Here is a 24,034-nt window from a genome sequence, read left to right as displayed (position 1 = left end):
TTATTCAGCAATCAGCTCGTACAAATCAGCTGATTTACTTCCTTGATTAATTAAGATTCTGATATAGTCATTTTTTCCGATATCGAATTCAGGCAGCTCTGTTTTCCCAACGGGGAAATCTCGTACAAACGGGTACCACGTCCCATCCTCATGGGAAATCGGAACGGAATCTCGTTTTCTTAGATAGCAAAGCAGCTCTTTATCCAGCGGCAGCTCTGTCATAATCGTCATTTTCACTTTTTTCCTGCCTTGAAGGAATCTATTTTTATATGAAATAGAAAAATGAATTTTCGCCCGCGCACCGCTGATGAATAGGAGATTATCCTCGTTTTCTTGCCTGAATATTTTCAGCTCGCCATCAAGTTTTTGGCAGGGAAAGATGCGAAAGCCGAATTTGCCAAACGCTTCTACTTTTCCGATATATCCTAGATTTGTTTTATATTCCTCACGGGTATAGAGCCTTAAATCACTTGCTGTCAGCTCATCAACTGTGGGAAAGTCGTCAGCGGAGGCTTTATATAGATAAACAAAGTCAATTTCCTTTGGCCAAAACCAGGTTAAATGAATCTCTGAATCTCGAATCGTCCCCTGAAGATTCTTAATCTCATAACCAGGGGAGGGAATAGGTTCCCAGTTCACTGGCAATCACCTCTAAAGTCCTTTTTGGGCAGTCTCTCTGCTCGGCAAATGCCCCGCATGAAAGTTATAGCCGTTAGAAACATAGGCCTGGTAATACTTTTCACCATTACGATAATACAGTAAATCTTTGATTTGAAAGCCACCCATAAGCGTTAGTTTTTCAATTCCGGTGCTTTTCTTTTCATGGGCACAGCCAACCTTATAATGCCGCGATTCATTCTCCTTTTCGAGGGCATAGTCCATAAACTTGCTGTAAAAATCACCGATAAAATAACTCTCCTCATGACGGTGTTCCTGTGTGTAGTTGTAAACCTCAATCTGAATCGCAGCATTTTCTTGAAGAAGCAGGTAAAGCTGTTTAAACAAATCCTCTTTTGAAAGAACATCACGATTTTCGTAGTTCGAGCGAGCATTTGCCCTTTCTAACAGCTCATCCTCAAAGCTGCGGTGGAAATTAGATTGATTTAGAATCTCTCGCTGACAGACAATAAGCAGTCTTTCTAAGAGCGTACTCTTTCCAGCTTCTAGTAAAGGGAGGAGGCTACCAAAAAAACGCTCATCCGCGAAAAAGTTAGATCCGCGTTTTTCCTTGAGCTTTGCTGTGATTTCACGAATTACGTTTGAATAATATTCAGGGATATTTTTATCCATATACTCATCCGTATCCTGGAGACTTTCCGAAGCCACTTGCATTAAGAACGACTGGATTTGTTCAATACTATTAATTTTTTTCTGCAAATCCCGATGAAAGTCCTCTATTTCTACTTGATATTGTTTTAAGATGGCTAGTTTTATCTGAAACTTGATGATTTCATACTTTGTGCCATAAATAGATTTGAAAAAATAACGCAAATAGCTTTGGAGATTTTTTTTATCGGCAAACAAAAGGTGGGTTTTCCTGAAATCACAGTGGTCCACCTGCTGTTGGTAGAGTTGCTCTAACTTAGCCTCCGCTGCCAATAGCTTATTTTTCGTTTCGCGCACCATTTTCCCAATCTCAATGAGCACACTGGGGTTTTTATAATCAGACGTCCAGAAATAGGCGCAATAAATGCCGTAGTTTTCGTTATGAATGATTTTTTCATTTATGCAATGTTGAATATGTGATTGAAGCTGAAGCCGTTGTAATTCCTCCTCCACAGGTTCAGTGATATTCGAAAAAAAGAACCGCTCTGTCCCGCCTTCAAAGAGATATTCCTCCGCCTGTTTGACGGTAAGCCGTTTCACTTCTTGATAGGAATTGGTTGCGCCGATTAACCCGTCCATATCTTCTAGTATTGCTTGGGATGGAATTAGTGAACGATAGTGTTTTGCAAAGGAGCTTTTAGATAGATCGAAAAGTTCAACAACCCTTTCTATTGGCTGGGAGCTGGATGATTGAAGCAGTGTAATCATTTCGTTGAAAAACAGACTGGCTGCATTTAAAGCAATCGCTTTATTTGGGCGCGTAACCTTGGCGAAGCCAGCTGAAGCATACACAGGTTTTGAACTATTCCCTTTAATGGCATGACGGAAAGCGATGTGATGATAGCTGTCCATCTTTTCATGATAATCGCTCATTAGTTTCCGATTTTTTAAGAGATTAAGATTGCTGATGATTTCATAGTTTTGCTCAAGGGCTTCACCCACGAGTAAGCCGTTTTCATTCTTATCGCTAAGTAAATACACTAGATCAAAAAGCGGGGCAGGGGGGTGAACGACGGGCAGGGATAAATGGTCCTCTGTTAGTTGCAGCGGTTTAGCAAAACTGTATATATCCTGTTGATAACTATCCAGTTCTTTTAAAAAACTGATGCCAAAGGAAGAGGATAGAGCAAAATTTTCCCCATCTTGTTTTTCCTTTATCAATCCGTACAGATCAACCTCAACGGTTTTAAACGACTCTTGTAAAATAGTTTTTAATAACAGTGTCAATTCCTGAATTAAAATATTTGCAGGGTCATCGACAGCTGTAATGACGACTAGGTTCATTTTTCGTAAGGACGAATAGACCTTTCCATATTTAGCGATTTTTGATGTCAGCTGGCGGAAGGTCTTATTGAGTTCGATTAATAAATGATCATCCTTGTAAAAATTATCAAATAACTGCATCCGTTTATACATGCGATCAAAATCCGCACCGGGGAGTTTTACGGACAAGACATTCTCGTTGGTGCTGGTGATGGTTTCATTTTGATAGGCATGAAAATAAAGGACGCCGGAGCTATTGTGCCACTTTTTTTTATTTATCGTAATGATTGATTTTAGGGCCTTGGCTACAAGGTCACCAAGGAATAAAAAGACGACAGGATGATTGACACTGCGTTGCTCCGAGTCTTCATGCGTGATCATTTCGAGTTGATTTGAAAAGTCTTCTGCAAATTTTTGCAATTGATTTCTCAAAGCTGTAACCTCCCTATGGTGAGTTGGCCACAAGTATCAGTGTTTGTGGCCGAACCCATTTGAAGTTTATAAGTCTAGCGTTGATTTTTGCGAAATCCGCTTCGCTTTCCGCAGGCTCACCGGTGAGCCTCCTCGTCGCTTCGCTCCTGCGGGGTCTCACCAGGCTCATGCTCCTGCAGGAGTCTCGCAGATTTCGCAAAAATCTAACCCATATTAACCTTCACCGCTTTTCATACAGTCTTATAAAATATCTACCAATCTAAAACTTTAGGATTTCAATTGTCTTAGCATATTTGTAACCTTGATTAGCATTTCTTTATAGAATTCGTAGAGTTCCTCGCCGTTGGATAAATCTTTGTAGTCATAATCAAGTACTTCTTTTTCTTTTTGATAGGCGGCGGCCATTTCCTCCAGCGCCCAGATGAGCCCGGCGGCACCTTCTTGATTAATTAATTCCTGGCTGCGGAGAAGCGATTTTTTTGCTAATTGGTCGAGCTGTTTCGGGCTTAGCTCAGTGAACGATTGGAACAGCTCGTAATCAACAAATTGCGTCGTCTTCATTAAATTTACAAAGGGTTCCCAGGCATCTTCCTCAATCTCTTTATCGTAAACGTAAAGAGCGCCTCTTTTACGGATGGTTCTTGTGTAGATTGCCTCAATAAACTGATTTAGAGCGGCCTCCCGGTCTTTTTGTGAATCAAGAAATCCCTGGATTTCAGCGATTTTTTCTTGAATTAGGCTAAACTTTTTTACTTCCTCTTTGATGCGCTCAATCAGCTTCGGAGAGCGGATGAAGTTTTCCTTGGCCAGTTCTAACGTTGTACTGCCAAAAATATCGCTTGCACCATCCGTTTCAAGACCGCCCGCGAGCATTTCCTTTAGCTCACCAAGTGCTCGCTTCAAGTTCCCAAGAGTAGCCTTCTGCCACTGCAAGGGATTAATCCCATGGCTTTCGAATACAGCTTCAAGCAAAGCGGGCTTTGTGAACTTACACTTATAGCGGGCACTTGTGTTTTGATCAGCATTCTTTTCGACAATCCTATCAAAACCTTGTGCCTTTTCAAATAGGTCACGAATCCTATTATTGTAGTTATGAACACGTTCATTATGGTGTGTATCTCCCCATGACTTTTCCGGAATCGGTGAAGGGAGGTAGGCCCAGTTTTCCTTATCGGTTTGGACAAGATGTCTGCCGATGCCTTCTTTGCCAAGAATCGTTTTTTCATATGAATTTTCATAAATTTTTAAGGGTGCGTATGCATATAAAGGGACACCATTATGTGTATTCAGCCAGAAAATACGATTTTTTAGCTCACTTTCCTTAATTGTAAAGCGTGAATGGCTTAAAGCATGCTTTTCGAAGTTTTTGATGCCGTTAAAAATATTTGGAGCCTGGACCGGTACGGATACAAATCCCCATTGTGGAAAATGAAGCTGGCCATTACTATTGGAAAGATGGAACACCGGCAAGGCATCACGGTCCAAACGGGCAGCTATTTTCTGTTCAATAATTTGGTCAATTGGCAGGTCATCGCCATATTTTAACCGTAAAAAGTCTTCCATTGATTTTGTTATCAGCTCACCAAATTGGTCGGTGAGGAAAGATGAAACGGTGCCAACAACATCGATATCCGTTTCCTTTACCCAATGGACGGATTTTTCGAGGAGCATCTCGGACCATTGTTGTACCAAAATTTCACCATCCCTTGTGTCGAACATTCGTTGTATTTCACGGGCAACGTCAGGGACACTAACCAATTGCCAATAATAGGTGATACCAGAATCGCGATGCACTTCTTCACCATTTACGAGGATATCGGCATTCTTTTGAAAAATCCCTCTTAGGGTTTCAAGGATTTCTTTGTACACCTCATAAATCTTTAGATTCTGGTTATTGAGAAGCTGATAGAGGTCCTCGTAGAATTCAACCATTTCCTCCGTACGTGCCTTTTCGGCACGTGCATCATATTCCGAAAGCTTCGCCTCAATATAGGCATTCTTTTTGCGATCCTTTGAGATAAACGCACTTCGTGCATCTTCAAGTTTGCTGAAGGCATAGTCCTGCTCGGATTGGATAGTTCTCGGCAGTCTTTCTAACCTGTCACGAAGGCCATCAATATAGGATTGCAGTGTTTTTAACAGGCAGAAGCCTTCGTTTGAGTAAATCAATTTTGAGGCATAAATCGGTCCTTTTTTTGGGTGTAGAAACAAGCGAACCACTTGACTGCGGAATTCTTCGACGATTTCACCAGGAAGCTGACGCTTGCATTTGCGGTATTGGTCCTTTGCTTTGCGTAAGAACTCCCTGTCTAGTTCTTCATCGACGTTAATTAACGACTGCTTAATCACATTGTTGTAGGAGAAACGGTCGCTATTTTCAAAGCCTGATAAGGGTTCCGATACACGCTCGTTGAAACGCTGGTGAACAGAATCAGGATCAATCCGCAGTTTTTCGGCAAACTGCTCTACCTCGGTTTGGTCTGGGTTTGAGACAAACATTCTGTTCATTTTTTCAAATAGCTTGTAGCCGACATAGGTGGTCATCTCTTCGAGCGGGATTTCTGCCATCGAAGCGCCGATGATATTGTATTGATAATTGGCTGCATACGGTTTAGGCATTTGCGCAATATTGGTACGGATATTGCTGATATAATCGTGGATTGCAAATTCTTCACTGGATTTTTTATCCTCATTGATCATGAAGTTCGTGATATTCTCAGCAGTCACATTCATGCAGTAATCATAGGCATTCTCGAGCCATTTGCCTTCAAGGTTCTTCCCGGAAATTAAGTGACAGAGATTAAAGGGCGGCAATGGCGAGTTGACGGAAAGCAGACTGCCGTATTGCATTTTGAACCGTTCATTTCGTTCATCCACATTCATCCAATAATCAAGCTCTTTCAAGGCTGCATAGCCATTTTTCTCAATATATTCGACAGTGTGCGAGCTTAAGCCCCGTTTTGATAAATTCACATCTGGGGTGAATAAATAACCAAGCAAGCTGATTTTATCAACACCGCTTGAGCCGTATTTCCGTTCGATAATTCCTCTTGTAATGTAGGAAATATCAAGATAACAGCCACTGCCTGTTCCTCCCGCTAAACCGGTGAGGATGAAGACATAAAGACGCTTTCCTGTACCTTCCATTACGGCATCAATTTTGCGCTCGATGGTTTGGACGACTTGATTGATTTTTGTGAACAACAGGAGGCGTCCTGCCTGGCGCACGCCAGAGGCCCCACTAATCCCATCGGTGATCAACAACTCAGGAGATAACCAATCCTTAATGTAGGGTTCGATTATACTCCGGTTTTGGAGGAGGCTGCCGATTTCAGGGTTCGAGAGCAGGACAAATTCTTTATTCGGGTCCAAGCCAACGCCTTTGTAATTTTTATTGCGGTCATATTCATTTGTTTCAAAAGCTAAAAACTCAATATTATTTGGTTTTTCACGTTTCTTTTTTGTTAGTGGTTCCTGCGGGAGTTTGAAACGGCGGTTGACCTGGTATTTTAACCGTAAAAGGGCATCAATACCGGTACCACCAAGGCCGATAACAAGCATCGGATTGTCGATTGTATCAACACGGATTTTCTCCGAAATGATGCCTCCTCCCAAGGAAACATCTAACTGTTGGATATGTTCTCTTACCATTGCTTTCATACTTTTTTCCTCCTTACGCTAACTGATGTACTCAATATAAATAGATTTATTAACTTTCTTTAAAATGATCCGCAGCCGGTCGTTGCGTTTTATTTGTACGCCGTTTTTCGCATCGATGGCGCGGCCAGCTTTTTCAACGGTGCAGGCTGAGTGATTTAAGAGCAAAAGCATATCCCCGGCAAGCGGCTTGAAGGTAATTTGCTCAGTTTCTGTGAATTCAGGTGCAAGTGAAAGTAGTTGATGCAATCGGAATCTGCCTGTAAATGTCTTTAGTTTCTTGTACTGCGGACTGCTTCGTTCACCCGTGTCGTCATCCTTGATTTCCACAACGATTTGGCCGCTAAAGCCTTGTTTTGGTTTTTTTCCAAATAGGAAGCTGGCAAGAAAGACCAAGAGGAGAAGGGCACCAGCCACAGCATAGAGCCAAGGAAAAGGTTCTTCTTTTTCATTCCCTGGACCAACCTTTGAAATAGCAGGTGCGTCTTCATTTTGAACCTCAATTGTCTGAGCTTCTGTTTCTCGGAAAAAGCTAGTATCCTCCGCCTTAACCTTCACTTCGTAGTTTTCTGAGTCACCAAGCTGAAACTCACCTGTAAAGCCTTTATTTTCTGCCTTTAAAGGGACTTCCTCTGTTTTTCCGTTAGCTAGATCCTTTACAAACAGCGTTGCTTTCATATTCTGATAGAGTTCTTTATTTGTAAGCGTTTGGCCGTTGTCCTCAAAAAATGAAGCAATCTTTACGGAATCACCAGCCTGATAGCCTTTGGCAAGAGGTGCTAATTTTAGCTGCAGATCATAGTTGAATACGAGATTAATATCAATATTTTCCTGTGGGACACCTTTTACCTTTAACATCCACTCCCCTTGAACGGGATTAATCAGCTTTAACATGGAGTAAGTCTTAGATGTTGAGAGAAGAAGATGATCTGAAGGTATCATTTGTTCGGAACCAGAAGGGTCGAATAGCTTCACGTCCACTGGACTGTTTGAAATCATTGAAATGTTCGCTTCCATGACATTTTCATTTGGAACATTGATTTTTACTTCCTGAAAGTCACCATTGGCAATCAGATGCTCAATCGGGACAATTCTTAGTTTTAGGTGATTTGCAAATATCTCACTTAAAATCCACGGCAGGGTATCGGCGGTATCCGTTTCAAAGAACCTTCCGTTCGTACTTTCAGCGATCATTTGCAGCGTATCTTTATTAAGATTGCCGCCTGAATTCAAGCCAATCGTATAGATTGGATAATCCTTTGATTTTGCGGAAGCGACCGCTGTCGCAAGGGCTTCCTCTGCTTGCTTCGCCGTTTTCGATTTTGCTGTATTCAAATCATTATTGCCGTCTGCTAGTAATATAATGAGAGGATAGTAATCTTCTTCATGACTCATATCCAATAGCTTTACTGCTTCCTTCACACCAGCAGATATGTCGGTATAGGGGTATTTGGCCAGTGAATCGATAAAACTTTTCAAATCTTTTTTATCTTGCTCAGAACGGATATTGACGAGTGCAGTCTCGCGCATGACTTCATCTGCATAGGCGATGACCCCGATTTTGTCTCCCTTAACCGAAGACATATCGACAAACATTTTCATTGCTTCGCCGCTAATTAAGTTTGGATCACTTTCAAGCATCGAGTTACTGACATCAACCACTAGCATTGCTTCTATTCGTGATGTCGGGTGTAATGGATCTGCGGCAAAAACACTTTGAATAGTAATAGTGCAAAATAGGGATGTAATCACTGCTAAACTACCAATCCATTTTTTTATCATCTGTAGACAGCCTCCACATGCAGTTTTGAAAATTTTAATCCGTATCTTACCGAATATGGCAAAGAAGGTGATTGTAAATGTATAGTGTAATATTCACGCTATTTTTAGTATTCATCCTGATTTGGAAACTAACTAAGTTATTGAAAAATAAAAAGCTTAGTAGGGACTATGAAAGCATCGACCAAGATTTAATTATCATGCTTAATGAGGGGGATCAAGTTGGGTAAGCAGGCCATCCATCTACCGAAAAAAAAGCAAACCCAATTCCAATTTCAAAAATTAAAAATCTGTAAAAAGTGCCAACGTTATTCTGTCATCAAAGAAGAGAACTGTCCTGAATGTGGTGCGGTTTATGTGGGTGCTCAGGCGCTAGCAAAAGCAATTTTTAAAAATCATCTGTTCTCAGAAACCTTATGGATTTTGATGTTTGTGTGTATTGGTGTTATTTTTGCACCAACGGTTGAAGCACGCTACTATTCACTAATTGTTGGTGTGAGTTTTGCACTAGGGTATGTCATTTTAACTATTCCTTTTATCAAAAGTGAGTATTTTTACCAATTAAAACAGCTGTTTTTTACAGAATTATTGAAAATTAAAGCAGGTATCCAATACGATAGTAACCGAGCAAGGGAGGATATCAAGGAAGGCAATGTGATGGAAGCCTATGATAAACTCCAGGAAATCAGGGACTTTATTGATAATGATCAGATGAAAATTCGGACGGTGAGGGCTTTAAATAAGATTGCACTCCGAAAGGATATGCTGCTAGAGCTTGAACTCCTTCTTCCTTCATCATATGATAAGGATTTTGTGAAATATGCACTTGAGGTGGTAAAAATCAATCGTCAGCTTGTCAGAAAGAGCTGCATCAGCTATTTTATTAAATACCAAATGGAGATAATCCGTGATTTTGGAATGGATAACTTGTTATTTGTCGCAGGCTCTGCACTTAGAATGAAGCTTTACATTCAAGAGTTTTCAGAGTTTATCCAAGAATTCGTCGACTATTTTCCAAAGGAAAGAATACTTCGCCTTTGTAGGATCATTTATTCTAATCCTGAGGAGAATTGGGGAGGTCTTGCTGAAAAAATCAAACGACTTGTCGCAGTAAAATACAGCTATGATCCTGACTTCAAACCTTATGTGCAGGAAAAATCCCAGACTATGATTAAACGGACCGTTTATCAAAAATAAAAAGACCAAATGGAAAAATCCATTTGGTCTATTTTTTACTTTTTGAGATTGGTATAAATTGATTAAAGATTCCGATACAGGTGACTTTTCCGAAACCAATTTCCGTAAAGTCCGTTTTGTAGATGGAGAATAGAAGGTAATTATTATGTGTTGTAGCCATATCAAAGACAGATTTACCGGCTAAGGACAAAATCCCTTTCTGAACAATGTTTGAAGACTGATCCATCGCTTCATGATTGACCCAATCTACATATTCAGAACGCCCAGGATTCGTTTCCGATAAAATGAACAATACAACGATTAAAATAATAATAGAAAGAATGCGCTTCATCTTAAGGCCTCTACTTTCGCATATTGGAAATTATTGTTTGTAAATATTAGATATATAAACTAAACGTACTTATTATACTGATCAGGAAAGAGATTAATGACAATCAATTTACTCGCATATCATTTGTATTGAAATGCCTTGTCATTAAACCAGTAAGAAATGGTACCGTCTCTTACTTGTTCGTACTCAATCTTCGCATTTTCTAAAGCCAGGGCTAAACTATCCCTTTGTAATTCCTGCTTTATTTTCAGTTCAAGTAAGTATTTATTTAGAGTGGATGTGTCGGTTGATGCTGTTGCTAAATAGGATAAAATTATGCCTCGCTGTTCCAGCATATTAATGAAATCGCGTTTATGGTTTTTGAAGTTGCTAGGAGTTTGTAAATCCTTCACCTTTAGAAGTAGGTCCTCATGACTTTCTATTGCCTGCTGTATGGCTAAAGTATTCAAGTTAATTTTCCTTGGATCTTGATTGAACATTTGGTCACTTTGCCCGTTAATTGTTTGGAGTTCTGATAAATAGCTGATGGCTTTTTCAGTGCTCTCTTTCGTATAAAATTGGTAAATGACGAGTATGATTAATGAAAGGATTAGCAGGGGACCAAAAAAGCCGCGCTTCACCCTTTTCTTTGGTTCTGTATGCCTCATGACTGGAGGGACCTTTGCAACACTATGACGGAGTTGGCCATTAATCTGCAGCTCTTCCATTTCTTGGCGGACTTTCTTCTGGGCAGGAGTCAGCATCTAAATTACCTCCGGTTTACGCAGTTTAGTAGAAACTATTACTATCCTACTATAAATCGGAGTAAATACCCAGATTTTATCCAATTTTTTCAAAAAAAGGCGAATTGGATATATATTACTTATTATATAGAATAGTTGAAAATTAGTCAAAAAATGGGTAATAACCTTGGTCGCTTACTTATCTTTACCAGTAATAATGAAGATGATAGTATGATAGTGAAGAGGGCATGTAAAATTTACCCAAATTTTTAGAAACCTAGAGGAGGAAAGGTACTTTGAAAAAGGTAAGGAAAGCAATCATTCCAGCTGCCGGATTAGGAACTAGATTTTTACCTGCAACGAAAGCGATGCCAAAGGAAATGCTTCCAATATTAGACAAGCCAACGATTCAATACATAGTAGAAGAAGCGATAGCTTCAGGGATTGAGGATATCATTATTGTTACTGGTAAGGGGAAGCGGGCGATTGAAGATCATTTTGACTTTTCACCAGAACTAGAGCGAAACCTAATCGAAAAGGGAAAAGTGGAGTTGCTTGATAAAGTGCGATACTCAACAAATCTTGCAGATATCCACTATATTAGACAAAAGGAGCCTAAAGGACTTGGTCATGCTGTTTGGTGTGCCCGTAAATTTATTGGGGACGAGCCCTTCGCTGTCTTACTTGGAGATGATATTGTACAGAGTGAAGTACCTTGTTTACGTCAGTTAATGAATGAACATGAAAAAACTCACTCATCTGTCCTTGGAATTCAACGTGTACCTGATGAGGAAACGTCGAAATATGGTATCATTGAACCTTTGTCTAAAGAGGGAAGACGTTATCTAGTGAATAGTTTTATTGAAAAACCGGCACCAGGAGAGGCCCCTTCAAACCTAGCAATCATAGGTAGATATATTTTAACTCCTGAAATTTTTATGTTTCTTGATGAGCAAAATACCGGGGCTGGCGGAGAAATTCAATTAACAGATGCGATCCAAAAATTAAATGCAATTCAACGTGTTTTTGGCTATGAATTTGAAGGTGAAAGATACGATGTAGGTGAGAAGTTAGGGTTTGTAAAAACAACGATTGATTTCGCCTTAAAAGATAATGATCTTAGGGACGACGTTTTATCCTATTTAAAAAGAATCGCGCAGGAAGATAATTAGGTTTTGATTATTTGGAAAACACCCGAATAGGGTGTTTTTTATCGTTCTTACCGTTTTCGGCGTTTACGTAGTAAAATCACAGCAAGCGGAGAAAGCTATGCAAAAGGGTAACGGACTAAAAATTTATTTAAAAATGGTGATGAAATTGCGCTTCTTATTATTACTAATATTGAGCTTAGTGGTGAATTCCGGAACGGTATTTGGGTCAATAAAAGATGAAAAAGGGATTCAAATTATTGCTCATAGGGGTGCTTCTGCGGATGCACCTGAACACACAATGGCTGCCTATGAATTAGCCGTAAATTTGGGTGCAGATTATCTTGAAATAGATTTAGGGATGACAAAAGACGGTCATCTAATCGCCATTCATGATGATACCATTGACCGAACAACAAATGGGAAAGCGAGGGTTCATTCACTAACTCTATCTGAAATAAAACAGTTGGATGCAGGGTCTTGGTTCAATAATAAATTCCCAGAAAAAGCTAGTCCAGCATACATTGGACTTCCAATTCCTACAGTGGAGGAGGTTTTCAACCACTTCGGGGATTCCGTAAACTATTATATTGAAATAAAAAAACCGGATGAATATCCAGGAATGACCGATAAATTACTCCATGCCCTAAGCACACATCACTTAATAGGTAATAAGGCACATCAAGGAAAGGTTATTATTGAATCCTTTCATTCAGAAAGTCTAAAATACATTCACAAAAAGTACCCAAACCTTTTATTAATACAATTAGGTTTTTCCTCGAAGCGAATGAACCTATCGAAAATAGCCAGTTACGCTAACGGTGTTGGTCCAGAGTTTACTACCTTAGACAAGGAGTTCATCGAAAACGCGCATAAGCATGATCTGCTTGTCCATTGTTGGACGGTTGACAACGCTGTTGATATAAGAAAAATGATTGACTTGGGAGTCGATGGAATATTTACAAATAAAGTGGACCAAGTAAAATTTGGCGTCTGGCTGACCCCCTAGAACAAGGTGGTTTATGTTAATTCGGTTATTATTAATGAGCATGAATTTCCATTTTATACTAATCATGTAAGTGTTTTAACTATACAGAATAGAGTCCAGAAGATGAAGCTTATTCTTCCATATTATTTTACAGAGAATTTACACGTAATTTACCGAATCTTGTAGAATGTTAGGTGAATTTGAAATATAATTAATTTTGGTAATAGAGAATGTTCACAGGAGGGGTAAGGTTGAGGTTACTAAGAAAACAATTATTTGTTTTAACAACAATCTTCACATTGTTGGCAAGCTACGTACTGCCATATGTAAGCAGTGCTAGTGCGGCTGAAAGTAATATTATTACAGTGGCCGAAGCATTAACGACAGAAGCGGGGAACGCGGTTACTGTCAAAGGGTATATTGTGGGGCATACATTAGGAACAAATAAATATAATTTTGTTGCTCCGTTTGGCAGCGATACAAACATGGCAATTGCAGACAGTCCAAATGAAACGGACCCTGCAAAGATTATGCCAGTGGAATTACCAAGTAGTCCTTCAAGCATTCGTGCTACATATGGACTTAAGACAAATCCTACTAATCTAGGGAAAGAAATTGTTGTTACTGCTACGGTAACACCTTACTTTACTGTCCCAGGGTTAAAGACACCAGCAGAAATTTATTTCTTTGGTGAAGAGCCTCCGGTTAAGCCGCCATTCGTAGGCGTTGAAGGCTTGAAAATTGCTGATATTCAAGGAGAATCCCATATCTCTCCATATAAAGATCAAAATGTTAAAGGGGTAGAAGGAATTGTTACATATGTAGTCGATAATTCCAATTTCTTTATGCAATCCGCTACACCAGATGATAAATCCTCAACGGCTGAAGGTGTCCTTGTTTACAAAACAAGTCACGGGGTGACTGAAGGTGACCGTGTAGCTGTTAATGGTTTAGTAAAAGAATGGGTTCTTGAGGGCTATGCTGAAAAGCTTGAAACGGACCTAGCTATGACTGAAATTAATGCATTAGATGGTTCAGTAACAAAATTAGACAGTGGCAACTCTCTTCCTGCTCCAGTTGTCATTGACAAAGACTCAATTCCAACTCAAGTGGTTGATAATGATGCCTTTGCAACATTTGACCCAAGCGAAGACGGCATTGATTTTTATGAAAGCTTAGAAGGGATGCGTGTTGCACTAGAGAACCCAACAGCTGTTGGACCACAAAAATACAAAGAAATTCCGGTTATTGTCGGACAAGTTGACGGTAAACTTTACACTGATGCAGGCGGTACCATCCTTACAGACGGAAATGCTAACCCTGAAAGGATGCACATCTTAACTGATGATAGTAACTTTGTTGCGAAAACAGGCGACAAATTTAATGGCACGGTTACAGGTGTTGTTTCTTACGGTTTCAGTAACTATAAAATATTAACTGACGCTGCTGACCTTCCAGAATTAGTAGAAGGAACCAATCAGCGTGAAGAGCTTGAATTAGAATTTAATGAAGACAAGCTAACAGTTGCTAGCTATAATGTCGAAAACTTCACTGCGCTAGACGCAGCGAAAATGAACAAAATTGCAAAATCAATGGTTAACAATCTTAAAAATCCGGATATCATCGGACTAGTAGAGGTTCAGGATAATGACGGACCAAAAGATAGCGGCACTGTTGAGGCAGATGCTAACTATACTGGTCTAATTGAAGCGATTAAAGCAAACGGTGGTCCAACGTATGCATGGACTGATATTGCTCCTACAGATAAAGTAGACGGAGGACAACCAGGTGGAAACATCCGTGTGGGATTCCTATACAACCCAGAACGCGTAATTTTAAATGAAGGCCAAAAAGGAAGCGCTACTGAAGCGGTTAAATATGTTGATGGTTCATTAACATTAAACCCAGGTCGTATTGACCCTGCAAATGCAGCATTCAATTCAAGCCGTAAGCCATTGGCTGCTGAATTCACATTCAACGGCGAAGAAGTAATTGTAATTGCTAACCACTTCAACTCTAAGGGTGGAGACCAAGCGACCTTTGGAAAGCACCAGCCGCCAGTACTTGGCAGTGAAGAACAGCGTATGGAAATTGCTAAAATTGTCAATGGATTTGTTACCGATGTATTAACTGATAATGCTGATGCAAATGTCGTTGTACTTGGTGATTTAAATGATTTCGAATTCTCTAATCCAATCAATACATTAGAGGGCGATATCTTAAAAAATCTTGTAGAAACTGTTCCGGCAACAGAACGCTATACGTACAATTACCAAGGTAATGCACAAGTTCTAGATCAGATTCTTGCAACAAATAAACTTGCTGCAGGTGCCGAAACGGATATCGTTCACTTGAACTCTCAGTTCATGGAAGTACATGGCCGTGTAAGTGACCATGATGCAGTTGTATCTCAGTTCAGCTTTGATACTGTTGTAGAAGATCAGTTCAATTTATCTATCATGCATGTAAACGATTCTCATGCCAACGTAGAAAAGTATCCATTACTAACTACTGCAGTCAATCAAGTAAGAGCGGAGAAGCCAGATGCTTTACTTGTCGATGCAGGGGATGTATTCTCTGGTACTCTATATTTCAATAGATATGAAGGTTTAGCAGATTTATGGTTCATGAATAATCTTGGCTATGATGCTATGACGTTCGGAAATCATGAATTTGATAAGAATTCTACGGTTCTTGCAAACTTTATTAAAGAAATGCAGTTCCCAATGGTAAGTGCAAACGTTAATGTAACAAATGATGCGGACCTAAGTCCTTTATTCAAAAATGAAATTAGTGCTGCTCCAGTTGGCGGTAATATCTACCCTGCCATCATTAAAGAAGTTGACGGCGAGCAAGTAGGTATTTTCGGATTAACAACTGAAGATACAAAAGTATTAGCAAGTCCTTCAGAAGATGTTGTTTTTGAAGATGTGGTAGAAGAAGCAGAAGCAACGGTTGCTGCTCTTGAAGCAAAAGGTGTGAACAAAATTGTTATCCTTTCACACTTAGGTTATGGTCCAGATAAAGAATTGGCGGCTGCTGTTGATGGTATTGACGTCATAGTGGGTGGTCATACACACACCACGTTATCTGCTCCTGAGGTAGTGGGAAAAGCTGAGCCAACGGTTATCGTTCAAGCAAATGAATACCTCAACTATCTTGGTGTACTTGATGTAACATTTGATGACAACGGTGTAGTTGTTGCAAATGCAGGTAAACTTATTGCAACGAAGGGCATTACAGCTGATGAAGCAGCAAAAGCTCAAGTAAGTGTTTTTGCAGGTCCATTAGATGAATACAAGCAAACCCTAGTGGGTAAAACAGATGTTGTACTTGATGGGGTAAAAGCAAATGTAAGAACAAAAGAAACTAATCTTGGAAACCTGATTACGGATGGAATGCTTGAAAAAGCAAAATCCATTGATCCAAACACCACGATTGCAATGCAAAATGGTGGCGGTATTCGTACTTCAATTGACCAAGGTGACATTACCTTAGGTGAAGTTACAACAGTTCTACCATTTGGTAACCTACTTGTAACGCTAGACTTAACAGGTGCTGAAATCTTAGAAGCACTTGAGCATGGTGTCAGCAATGTTGAAGCGGGCGATTATGGGGCATTCCTACATGTGGCCGGACTTCAGTATAAATATGATGTGAGCAAACCTAAATACGATAGAGTTTGGGAAGTCAATGTAAAAACAGCTGATGGCAGCTATGCGCCAATCGATTTAGATGCAACGTATACTGTGGCAACAAATGCCTTCACTGCTAATGGTGGAGACGGATACACAGGCTTAAAAGCAGCCAAGGATGATGGTCGGATCAATGAATTATTGATTGTAGACTTTGAAATCATGGCTGAATATATCGAAAAGCATAGCCCAATAGCTCCAACTGTTGAAGGTAGAATTGTGGCTGAAGCTGAGCCGTTTAACCTGTCAATCATGCATGTAAACGATTCTCATGCCAACGTAGAAAAGTATCCATTACTAACTACTGCAGTCAATCAAGTAAGAGCGGAGAAGCCAGATGCTTTACTTGTCGATGCAGGGGATGTATTCTCTGGTACTCTATATTTCAATAGATATGAAGGTTTAGCAGATTTATGGTTCATGAATAATCTTGGCTATGATGCTATGACGTTCGGAAATCATGAATTTGATAAGAATTCTACGGTTCTTGCAAACTTTATTAAAGAAATGCAGTTCCCAATGGTAAGTGCAAACGTTAATGTAACAAATGATGCGGACTTAAGTCCTTTATTCAAAGATGAAATTAGTGCTGCTCCAGTTGGCGGTAATATCTACCCTGCCATCATTAAAGAAGTTGACGGCGAGCAAGTAGGTATTTTTGGATTAACAACAGAAGATACAAAAGTATTAGCAAGTCCTTCAGAGGATGTTGTCTTTGAAAATGTGGTTGAAGAAGCAGAAGCAACAGTTGCTGCTTTAAAAGCAAAAGGCATTAACAAAGTTGTGGTTCTTTCACACCTAGGTTATGGTCCAGATAAAGAATTGGCTGCTGCTGTTGACGGAATTGACGTCATCGTGGGTGGTCATACACATACCATGTTATCTGCTCCTGAGGTAGTGGAAAAAGCGGAGCCAACGGTTATCGTTCAAGCAAATGAATACCTCAACTATCTTGGTGTACTTGATGTAACATTTGATGACTACGGTGTAGTTGTTGCAAATGCCGGTGAACTTATTGCAACAAAGGGCCTTGCAGCGGATGAAGCAGCAAAAGCTCAAGTAAGTGTTTTTGCAGGTCCATTAGATGAATATAAGCAAACAGTAGTCGGTTCAACAGATGTTGTACTTGATGGGGTAAAAGCAAATGTAAGATCTAAAGAAACGAATCTTGGAAACCTGATTACGGATGGAATGCTTGAAAAGGCAAAATCCCTGGATCCAAACACCACGATTGCAATGCAAAATGGTGGCGGTATTCGTACTTCAATTGACCAAGGTAACATTACCTTAGGTGAAGTTACAACGGTTCTACCATTTGGTAATCTACTTGTAACACTAGACTTAACAGGTGCAGAAATCTTAGAGGCACTTGAGCATGGTGTAAGCAATGTTGAAGCGGGCGATTATGGGGCATTCCTACATGTGGCCGGACTTCAGTATAAATATGATGTGAGCAAACCTAAATACGATAGAGTTTGGGAAGTCAATGTAAAAACAGCTGATGGCAGCTATGCGCCAATCGATTTAGATGCAACGTATACTGTGGCAACAAATGCCTTCACTGCAAATGGTGGAGACGGATACACAGGCTTAAAAGCAGCTAAGGATGATGGTCGGATCAATGAATTATTGATTGTAGACTTTGAAATCATGGCTGAATATATCGAGAAGCACAGCCCAGTAGCTCCTACAGTTGAGGGCAGAATCATAGCCGAAAAGGAAACGGTTATAGAACCGATCCAAACAGGTTGGGTTCTTACAGACGATGGCAAGTGGTTCTTCTTTGGTGAAGATGGTACAATGCAAACGAAGTGGGTAAATGTAGCAGGTAAGTGGTACTACTTCAATGAAAACGGAGAAATGCAAACAAAGTGGATCTTCGTAGGTGGAAAATGGTATTACTTAGATGCAACAAACGGTGACATGCAGATTGGCTGGGAAAAAGTAAACGGCAAGTGGTATTTCATGAATGCACACGGCGCTATGGAAACAGGCTGGGTTCTAGACAATAAAAAGTGGTATTTCATGAATGCGCACGGCGCTATGGAAACAGGCTGGATACTAGTTAATAAAAAGTGGTATTTCATGAATGCACACGGCGCTATGGAAACAGGCTGGGTACTAGTTAATAAAAAGTGGTATTTCATGGATGCACACGGCGCTATGAAAACAGGCTGGGTGTACGTGAGTAATAAATGGTATTACCTATACAAAGACGGAAAAATGGCAGCTAACACAACAGTCCAAGGTTATAAGCTTGGGTCTAATGGTGCCTGGATCCGCTAACAAATAATTGAAAGGCTAACCTTACATCAGTAGGGTTAGCCTTTTTTAATATAGTATATTGGTAAAATGGATTTTTACAATTATACTAAAATCTAACATCTCCCGCTAAAATTCTCCCCCAAAAGAACTTACTATTCCACAGACTGGAAAATCCCTTGTGATTATCGGCCTATATAAAAATGTCGAATATCGCGAAAAATATTTCTTCGATTTGCGAATTATCTATTGCCTTTACTAGACTAAAATACTATTATTATATTTATCTATTCCAATTTTTCTCTCAAATGAGAAAATACGGAATAGACAAAAAGATTAGGCCGCTAATCTATGAATATATTACTAGGGGGGAAATTCTGTAATGGTCAAAAAGAATCACGGTAAGAAACGGAAAATTGCTACATACGCATTAGCTTCAGCTCTTGTTCTTTCGAACTTTGCCGCAGTAGCACCGACATCTGCTGCTACGTATAAGCCAGGTGATTTAGATTCAAAGGTTAAGCAATTACTTCAACAAAAGTCAAAGGCTTCTGCTACTACGAAAGCTGCTAAAGTAACAAGTGCTAAGGCAAACCTAAAAGCTTCCGATAAAGTTCGTGTAATCGTTGAGGTTGAGGGTCAAACACCTGTTGAATTTGCAACTAAAGAGGGAGTGTTGTACAAGGAATTATCTGAAGATAAGAAATCTTCACTCTCCTCGAAATTAGAAAGTCAACAAAAATCTGTGAAAGATAAAATTGCTTCAAAGGGTGTCAAGGTCCAGTATAAGCAGAAGTTTTCAACTGCATTCAACGGTTTCAGTGGTGAGGTTGCCTATGGTGACGTAGCAAAAATTGAAGCTGTTGCTGGTGTTAAAAATGTTTACTTAGCAAATGAGTATAATCGTCCTGAAATTCAACCAAATATGAAAACAAGTCATCAATTCGTCCAAGCCAAAGAAACATGGGCAAACAGTGGATTTAAAGGTGAAGGAATGGTTGTTGCTGTTATTGATTCAGGGATAGATCCTTCTCACAAAGATTTTAAATTAACCACTTTTAATGAAGAAGGATTATCAAAGACTGAAGTAAATCAACTAGTTCAGGAAAATGGCTTAAAAGGTAAATTCTATACAGATAAGGTCCCTTATGCCTATAACTATTATGATCAAAATAGCACCATTCTTGACCTGGGACCAGAAGCAAGTATGCATGGTATGCACGTTGCTGGTACAGTTGTAGCAAACGGTGATGAGGCAAATGGCGGAATTAAAGGTGTGGCACCTGAAGCACAAGTGCTTGGCATGAAGGTATTTAGTAATGACCCGCTTTATCCATCTACATGGTCTGACATTTACCTTGCTGCCATTGATGATTCAATCAAGCTTGGAGCAGACGTATTAAACATGAGTCTCGGTTCTACTGCATCTTTTTATGATGAAAATAGTGCAGAAGACCTAGCAATCCAAAGAGCAGTTGCCAACGGTATTGTAAGTGCAGTATCTGCAGGTAACTCCAATCATATCGGCGATGGCTGGGATAATCCCTATGCGCAAAACCCTGATATTGGTGTAGTTGGTGCTCCTGGATTAAATCCTGATACGATTTCGGTTGCTGCCTCTGGAAACCAAGCATACTTGTTTCAGCATAATCTTACGATTGATGGTGTTGAAGGATCTGCTGGTGTAGGTTACGGTATTGACGACTGGTCTCAGCTTGAAGGCAGCCTAGAGCTCGTTAGTCTTGGGGACAAAATTGGAGCACCTGCTGACTACAACGGACTTGATGTAAAAGGTAAAGTAGTTGTAGTTCCACGTGGTTCCCTAACATTCTTTGATAAAACAGTTAATGCAGCTGCAGCCGGTGCGGCAGGTATTATTGTTTGGAATAAAACAAACGGCTTCTTCTTTGACAATCAGGGTGGCTGGGATGTTCCATTTATGATGGTCTCAAAAGCAGAAGGTGAAGCGATTAATGCTGCAATTGCCGCAGGTAAAACGACCGTTCATGCTTCTCAACTAAATAAAACAGATAGCCCAGAAATGGGTCGTATGACAGCGTTCACATCATGGGGGACAACACCGTCTCTTGAAATGAAGCCTGAACTTACAGCTCCGGGTGGAAATATTTATTCTACTGTAAATGATAACAAATACACTGTTATGAGTGGAACTTCGATGGCAGCGCCACATGTTGCTGGTGGTTCTGCACTTGTTCAACAATACCTACAAACGGATGCTCGCTTTGGTGACCTTTCTGTTGCCGAGCGTACAGCGCTAGCAAAGGTATTATTAATGAATACTGCTAGTGTTATTGACGACTTAAATGGTCAGCCATTCTCTCCTCGTCGCCAAGGTGCAGGTATGATGCAACTTCAATCTGCTGTAACAACACCTGTCTATGTTGTAAACAAAGCAGATGGTGAAGCAAAGGTTGAATTGAAGGATTTCCAAGAAAAACAATTTGAAATGAACTTTACGGCTCAGAATATTTCTGACAAAGATGTAACGTATACTGTTAATACGGATGTCTTAACAGATACAATTCAATCATTTGGCGAAGATATCCCTGAATATAACGCGCTTATTGCTGGTGACCTTGCAGGTGCGGTTGTTGACGCTCCTGAAACAGTTACAGTTCCAGCTGGTGGTACTGCAGAATTTACTGTTAAAGTTAACTTTGCAGATGCAAAGATTCCTGGACTTGATGCGGATGGTAATAAAACAACTCTAGATTTAAGAGAAGACATTTTCGTTGAAGGTTCTGTTGCATTAACAAGTGAGTCAGCTCCTAGCTTAACAGTTCCATATGTAGGATTCTTTGGTAAGTGGGATAATCCTGAAATTGTTGATGGATTTAAAGGCCTTGGAGAAGACCGTTTCTATGATTTAGATTTTATCTTTGGTGAAGGTGTACCTGAAGTTACAGATGCGGCTGGTGAATTCACTGAAAATCTAATACCTGAAAAGAATGTTTACGCTTTATCTCCTAATGGAGATGGTATTTATGAGGATATTAACCCTATTCCATCCTTCTTAAGAAATGCGGCCGAAGTTCAATACAATATTTTGGATAAGGACGGTAATCAACTACGCCGTGTGAAGGCAGAGGCAGATGTTGTTAAGAATGCTTTTGATTCTGCCAATCTAGGTACTGCTTTCTCTTGGAGAGGAGACCGGGTTTGGGATGGAAAAGTAAAAGGTGAAGTAGTTAAAGATGGTTTATACTATTATGAAATCAAATCTGTAATCGACTATGCAGGTGCCAAGTGGCAATCTAAGAAAATTCCTGTTTTAGTTGATACTACTGCTCCTAAAGTAAAAGCAATCTATGATGAAAAGAAAACACTTGTATCATGGGAAGCAAGTGACGAAGGTTCAGGAACATATTTCTATCTTGTCTTTGTAAATGGTGGATTTGTAGCTGAGCTTGACGGAACAACGACTAGTTACCAGCTTAAAAATGCACCGGAAAAAGCAATTGTCGAAGTAGTTGCAGTGGACTATGCATGGAACTTTGCTGATGATACGGCTGCAATCGGCGATGTGGATCTACCAATCGTGTTTGCGGATGATAATGCTACTGTTCCTTACGGAGCATACAACACTTTTGAAGTACCTGTTGCAGGATATGTAACAGATGATATCGGTGTAAAGGCAATTAAGGTTAATGGTAAAGAAGTTGCTTTTAGCCGTAATAGTAAAGGTCAATATGCCTTCTCTACAACTGTAACTTATGATAAAGATGGTGCTTATGCGATAACAGTTGAAGCGATTGACCATTCAAACAAATCTTTCGCAATTGCTCGTCATATCTATATTGACACAACCGCGCCGGTTATCAATGTAACAGCACCGGAAAGAGTTGATTTGGATGTTAAGGAAGTTACTCTGGATGTGAACCTTCAAGATAACTACAACTACTTGAATTTCTTTGTTGGTGAAGACCATGAGTTTGAAGTACCATTTAAGAGTCCGGTAGATGGATTAATTCCATTAAATAAAGATTATCAAGTAACTGTTCCGTTAGTAGAAGGTGAAAATGTTGTAACACTAAGGGCAACTGACCTTTCAGGAAATGAAACAGTAAAAGAAGTTGTCATCAATCGTGCAGATGAGCAACCAGTAATTCAAACTGGTTGGGTGGAAGAAAATGGCGTTTGGTACCTCTATAACGAAGATGGTTCATTGTATACTGGATGGTATACAGAAGAATATGAAGAAGGTTATGGCGCTACCTATTACTTCAATCTTGTAACCGGTGCAATGCAGACTGGCTGGTTAGAGCTTGATGGAAATCGTTACCACTTTACTGAAGATGGTGCAATGGAAACTGACTTTACCTATGTACCAGAAAGCAAAAACGTTTTCTTCTTTGATGAAAATGGTGTAGCACAAACTGGTTTACAAGAAATGTATGGAGATTATGCATACTTTGATGCAAAAACTGGTTTATTAAAGAACAGCTGGAAGCTAGTAGATGGGAACTGGTATTTAGCAGACAAATATGGTTCTTTGGAAATTGGCTGGGCACAAGATAAAGGTGGCGTTTGGTACTACTTTAATCAAGAAGCCAAAATGCAAACTGGCTGGGTTCATGATGGTAAATCTTGGTACTATCTAAACAAATCAGGTGCAATGGCAACTGGTTGGGTTAAAGACGGCGGCACTTGGTATTACTTAAACAAATCAGGTGCAATGGCAACAGGCTGGGTACTTGATAACGGAAAGTGGTACTACACGAATTCAAACGGTTCTATGGTTGCTAATGGCTGGAAACTAATTAGTGGCAACTGGTATTACTTCTATTCATCTGGAGTAATGGCAGCTGATACAAAAATTGGTGGCTATAAAATAGGTAAAAATGGAGCTTGGATCAAATAAAAAGAACCGAATACCGGAAGACGAACAGATTTTATCTGTTCGTCTTTTTATTCACAGTTATTGTTTTAGCTGTGAATTCTGTTAAATAAAGAAATGATATTAGTAGAATCGTATAGTATTTTCATTTTTTTGTTGAAAAGATGTCGAAAAATGAGAGAATAGTAGAGTACATAGAGATAATGGAAATATGTTTAAAAATAGCGTAAATAGGCAATTTATCAAGCTTGCAAATCCAATTATTCTAGGTAATACGGCATATTTTTCCATTTCCGTTAAACTGGGAATTTTGTATAATTACCGTAGAAGTTCTTACTGCAATGTTTGATATTAATTTCCTCAGTAAATTTAACAT

Annotated in this window: 12 protein-coding genes; 6 read left to right on the top strand and 6 right to left on the bottom strand. The window is 39.7% G+C overall.

The window, feature by feature from the left end:
• The 4 genes from NSS81_RS08395 to NSS81_RS08380 all read right to left on the bottom strand — a co-directional run bounded on the left by NSS81_RS08395 (position 1) and on the right by NSS81_RS08380 (position 8,460).
• Entirely contained in the window at positions 1 to 639 is a 639-nt protein-coding gene (locus NSS81_RS08395; RefSeq protein ID WP_342433047.1) for a hypothetical protein, read from the bottom strand.
• A 12-nt stretch (positions 640 to 651) separates the two neighbouring features.
• Positions 652 to 3,021, bottom strand: coding sequence for a hypothetical protein (locus NSS81_RS08390; protein WP_342433046.1), 2,370 nt, complete (start codon positions 3,019 to 3,021; stop codon positions 652 to 654).
• 267 nt (positions 3,022 to 3,288) lie between these two features.
• Positions 3,289 to 6,681: a tubulin-like doman-containing protein gene (locus NSS81_RS08385; RefSeq protein WP_342433045.1), complete on the bottom strand. Its 3,393-nt coding sequence runs from the start codon at positions 6,679 to 6,681 to the stop codon at positions 3,289 to 3,291.
• Positions 6,682 to 6,699: 18 nt separating this feature from the next.
• Positions 6,700 to 8,460 carry a vWA domain-containing protein gene (locus NSS81_RS08380; RefSeq protein WP_342433044.1) on the bottom strand — a complete coding sequence of 587 codons (1,761 nt, stop codon included), beginning with the start codon at positions 8,458 to 8,460 and terminating at the stop codon, positions 6,700 to 6,702.
• 77 nt (positions 8,461 to 8,537) lie between these two features.
• On the opposite strand from NSS81_RS08380, the gene NSS81_RS08375 reads away from it, so the two are divergent.
• Positions 8,538 to 8,687 carry a hypothetical protein gene (locus NSS81_RS08375; RefSeq protein WP_342433043.1) on the top strand — a complete coding sequence of 50 codons (150 nt, stop codon included), beginning with the start codon at positions 8,538 to 8,540 and terminating at the stop codon, positions 8,685 to 8,687.
• Positions 8,680 to 9,654 (top strand): hypothetical protein, encoded by a 975-nt coding sequence (locus NSS81_RS08370; RefSeq protein WP_342433042.1) that lies wholly within the window; start codon positions 8,680 to 8,682, stop codon positions 9,652 to 9,654. The genes NSS81_RS08375 and NSS81_RS08370 overlap by 8 nt, the downstream gene beginning before the upstream one ends.
• Before the next feature lie 28 nt (positions 9,655 to 9,682).
• Here the strand turns inward: NSS81_RS08370 and NSS81_RS08365 are convergent, their stop codons facing one another.
• Positions 9,683 to 9,985, bottom strand: a complete 303-nt coding sequence (locus tag NSS81_RS08365; protein ID WP_342433041.1) for a DUF4359 domain-containing protein — start codon at positions 9,983 to 9,985, stop codon at positions 9,683 to 9,685.
• Between the two features lie 119 nt (positions 9,986 to 10,104).
• Positions 10,105 to 10,728, bottom strand: coding sequence for a hypothetical protein (locus NSS81_RS08360; protein ID WP_342433040.1), 624 nt, complete (start codon positions 10,726 to 10,728; stop codon positions 10,105 to 10,107).
• 275 nt (positions 10,729 to 11,003) lie between these two features.
• Between NSS81_RS08360 and galU the strand changes: the two genes are divergently transcribed.
• The 4 genes from galU (at position 11,004) to NSS81_RS08340 (ending at position 23,682) form a co-directional block, all read left to right on the top strand.
• Complete coding sequence (gene galU / locus NSS81_RS08355; RefSeq protein WP_342433039.1) at positions 11,004 to 11,879, top strand: UTP--glucose-1-phosphate uridylyltransferase GalU; 876 nt, start codon at positions 11,004 to 11,006, stop codon at positions 11,877 to 11,879.
• Positions 11,880 to 12,057: 178 nt separating this feature from the next.
• Positions 12,058 to 12,864, top strand: coding sequence for a glycerophosphodiester phosphodiesterase (locus tag NSS81_RS08350; protein WP_342433975.1), 807 nt, complete (start codon positions 12,058 to 12,060; stop codon positions 12,862 to 12,864).
• Positions 12,865 to 13,094: 230 nt separating this feature from the next.
• Positions 13,095 to 18,824 (top strand): 5'-nucleotidase C-terminal domain-containing protein, encoded by a 5,730-nt coding sequence (locus NSS81_RS08345; RefSeq protein WP_342433038.1) that lies wholly within the window; start codon positions 13,095 to 13,097, stop codon positions 18,822 to 18,824.
• 358 nt (positions 18,825 to 19,182) lie between these two features.
• A complete protein-coding gene (locus tag NSS81_RS08340) occupies positions 19,183 to 23,682 on the top strand; it encodes a S8 family serine peptidase (protein WP_342433037.1) in 4,500 nt (1,499 codons plus the stop codon).
• Positions 23,683 to 24,034 lie beyond the last annotated feature (352 nt).

The organism is Neobacillus sp. FSL H8-0543 (assembly GCF_038592905.1).
GTDB lineage: Bacteria > Bacillota > Bacilli > Bacillales > Cytobacillaceae > Neobacillus.
This window is presented reverse-complemented; position numbering and strand designations above follow the sequence as displayed.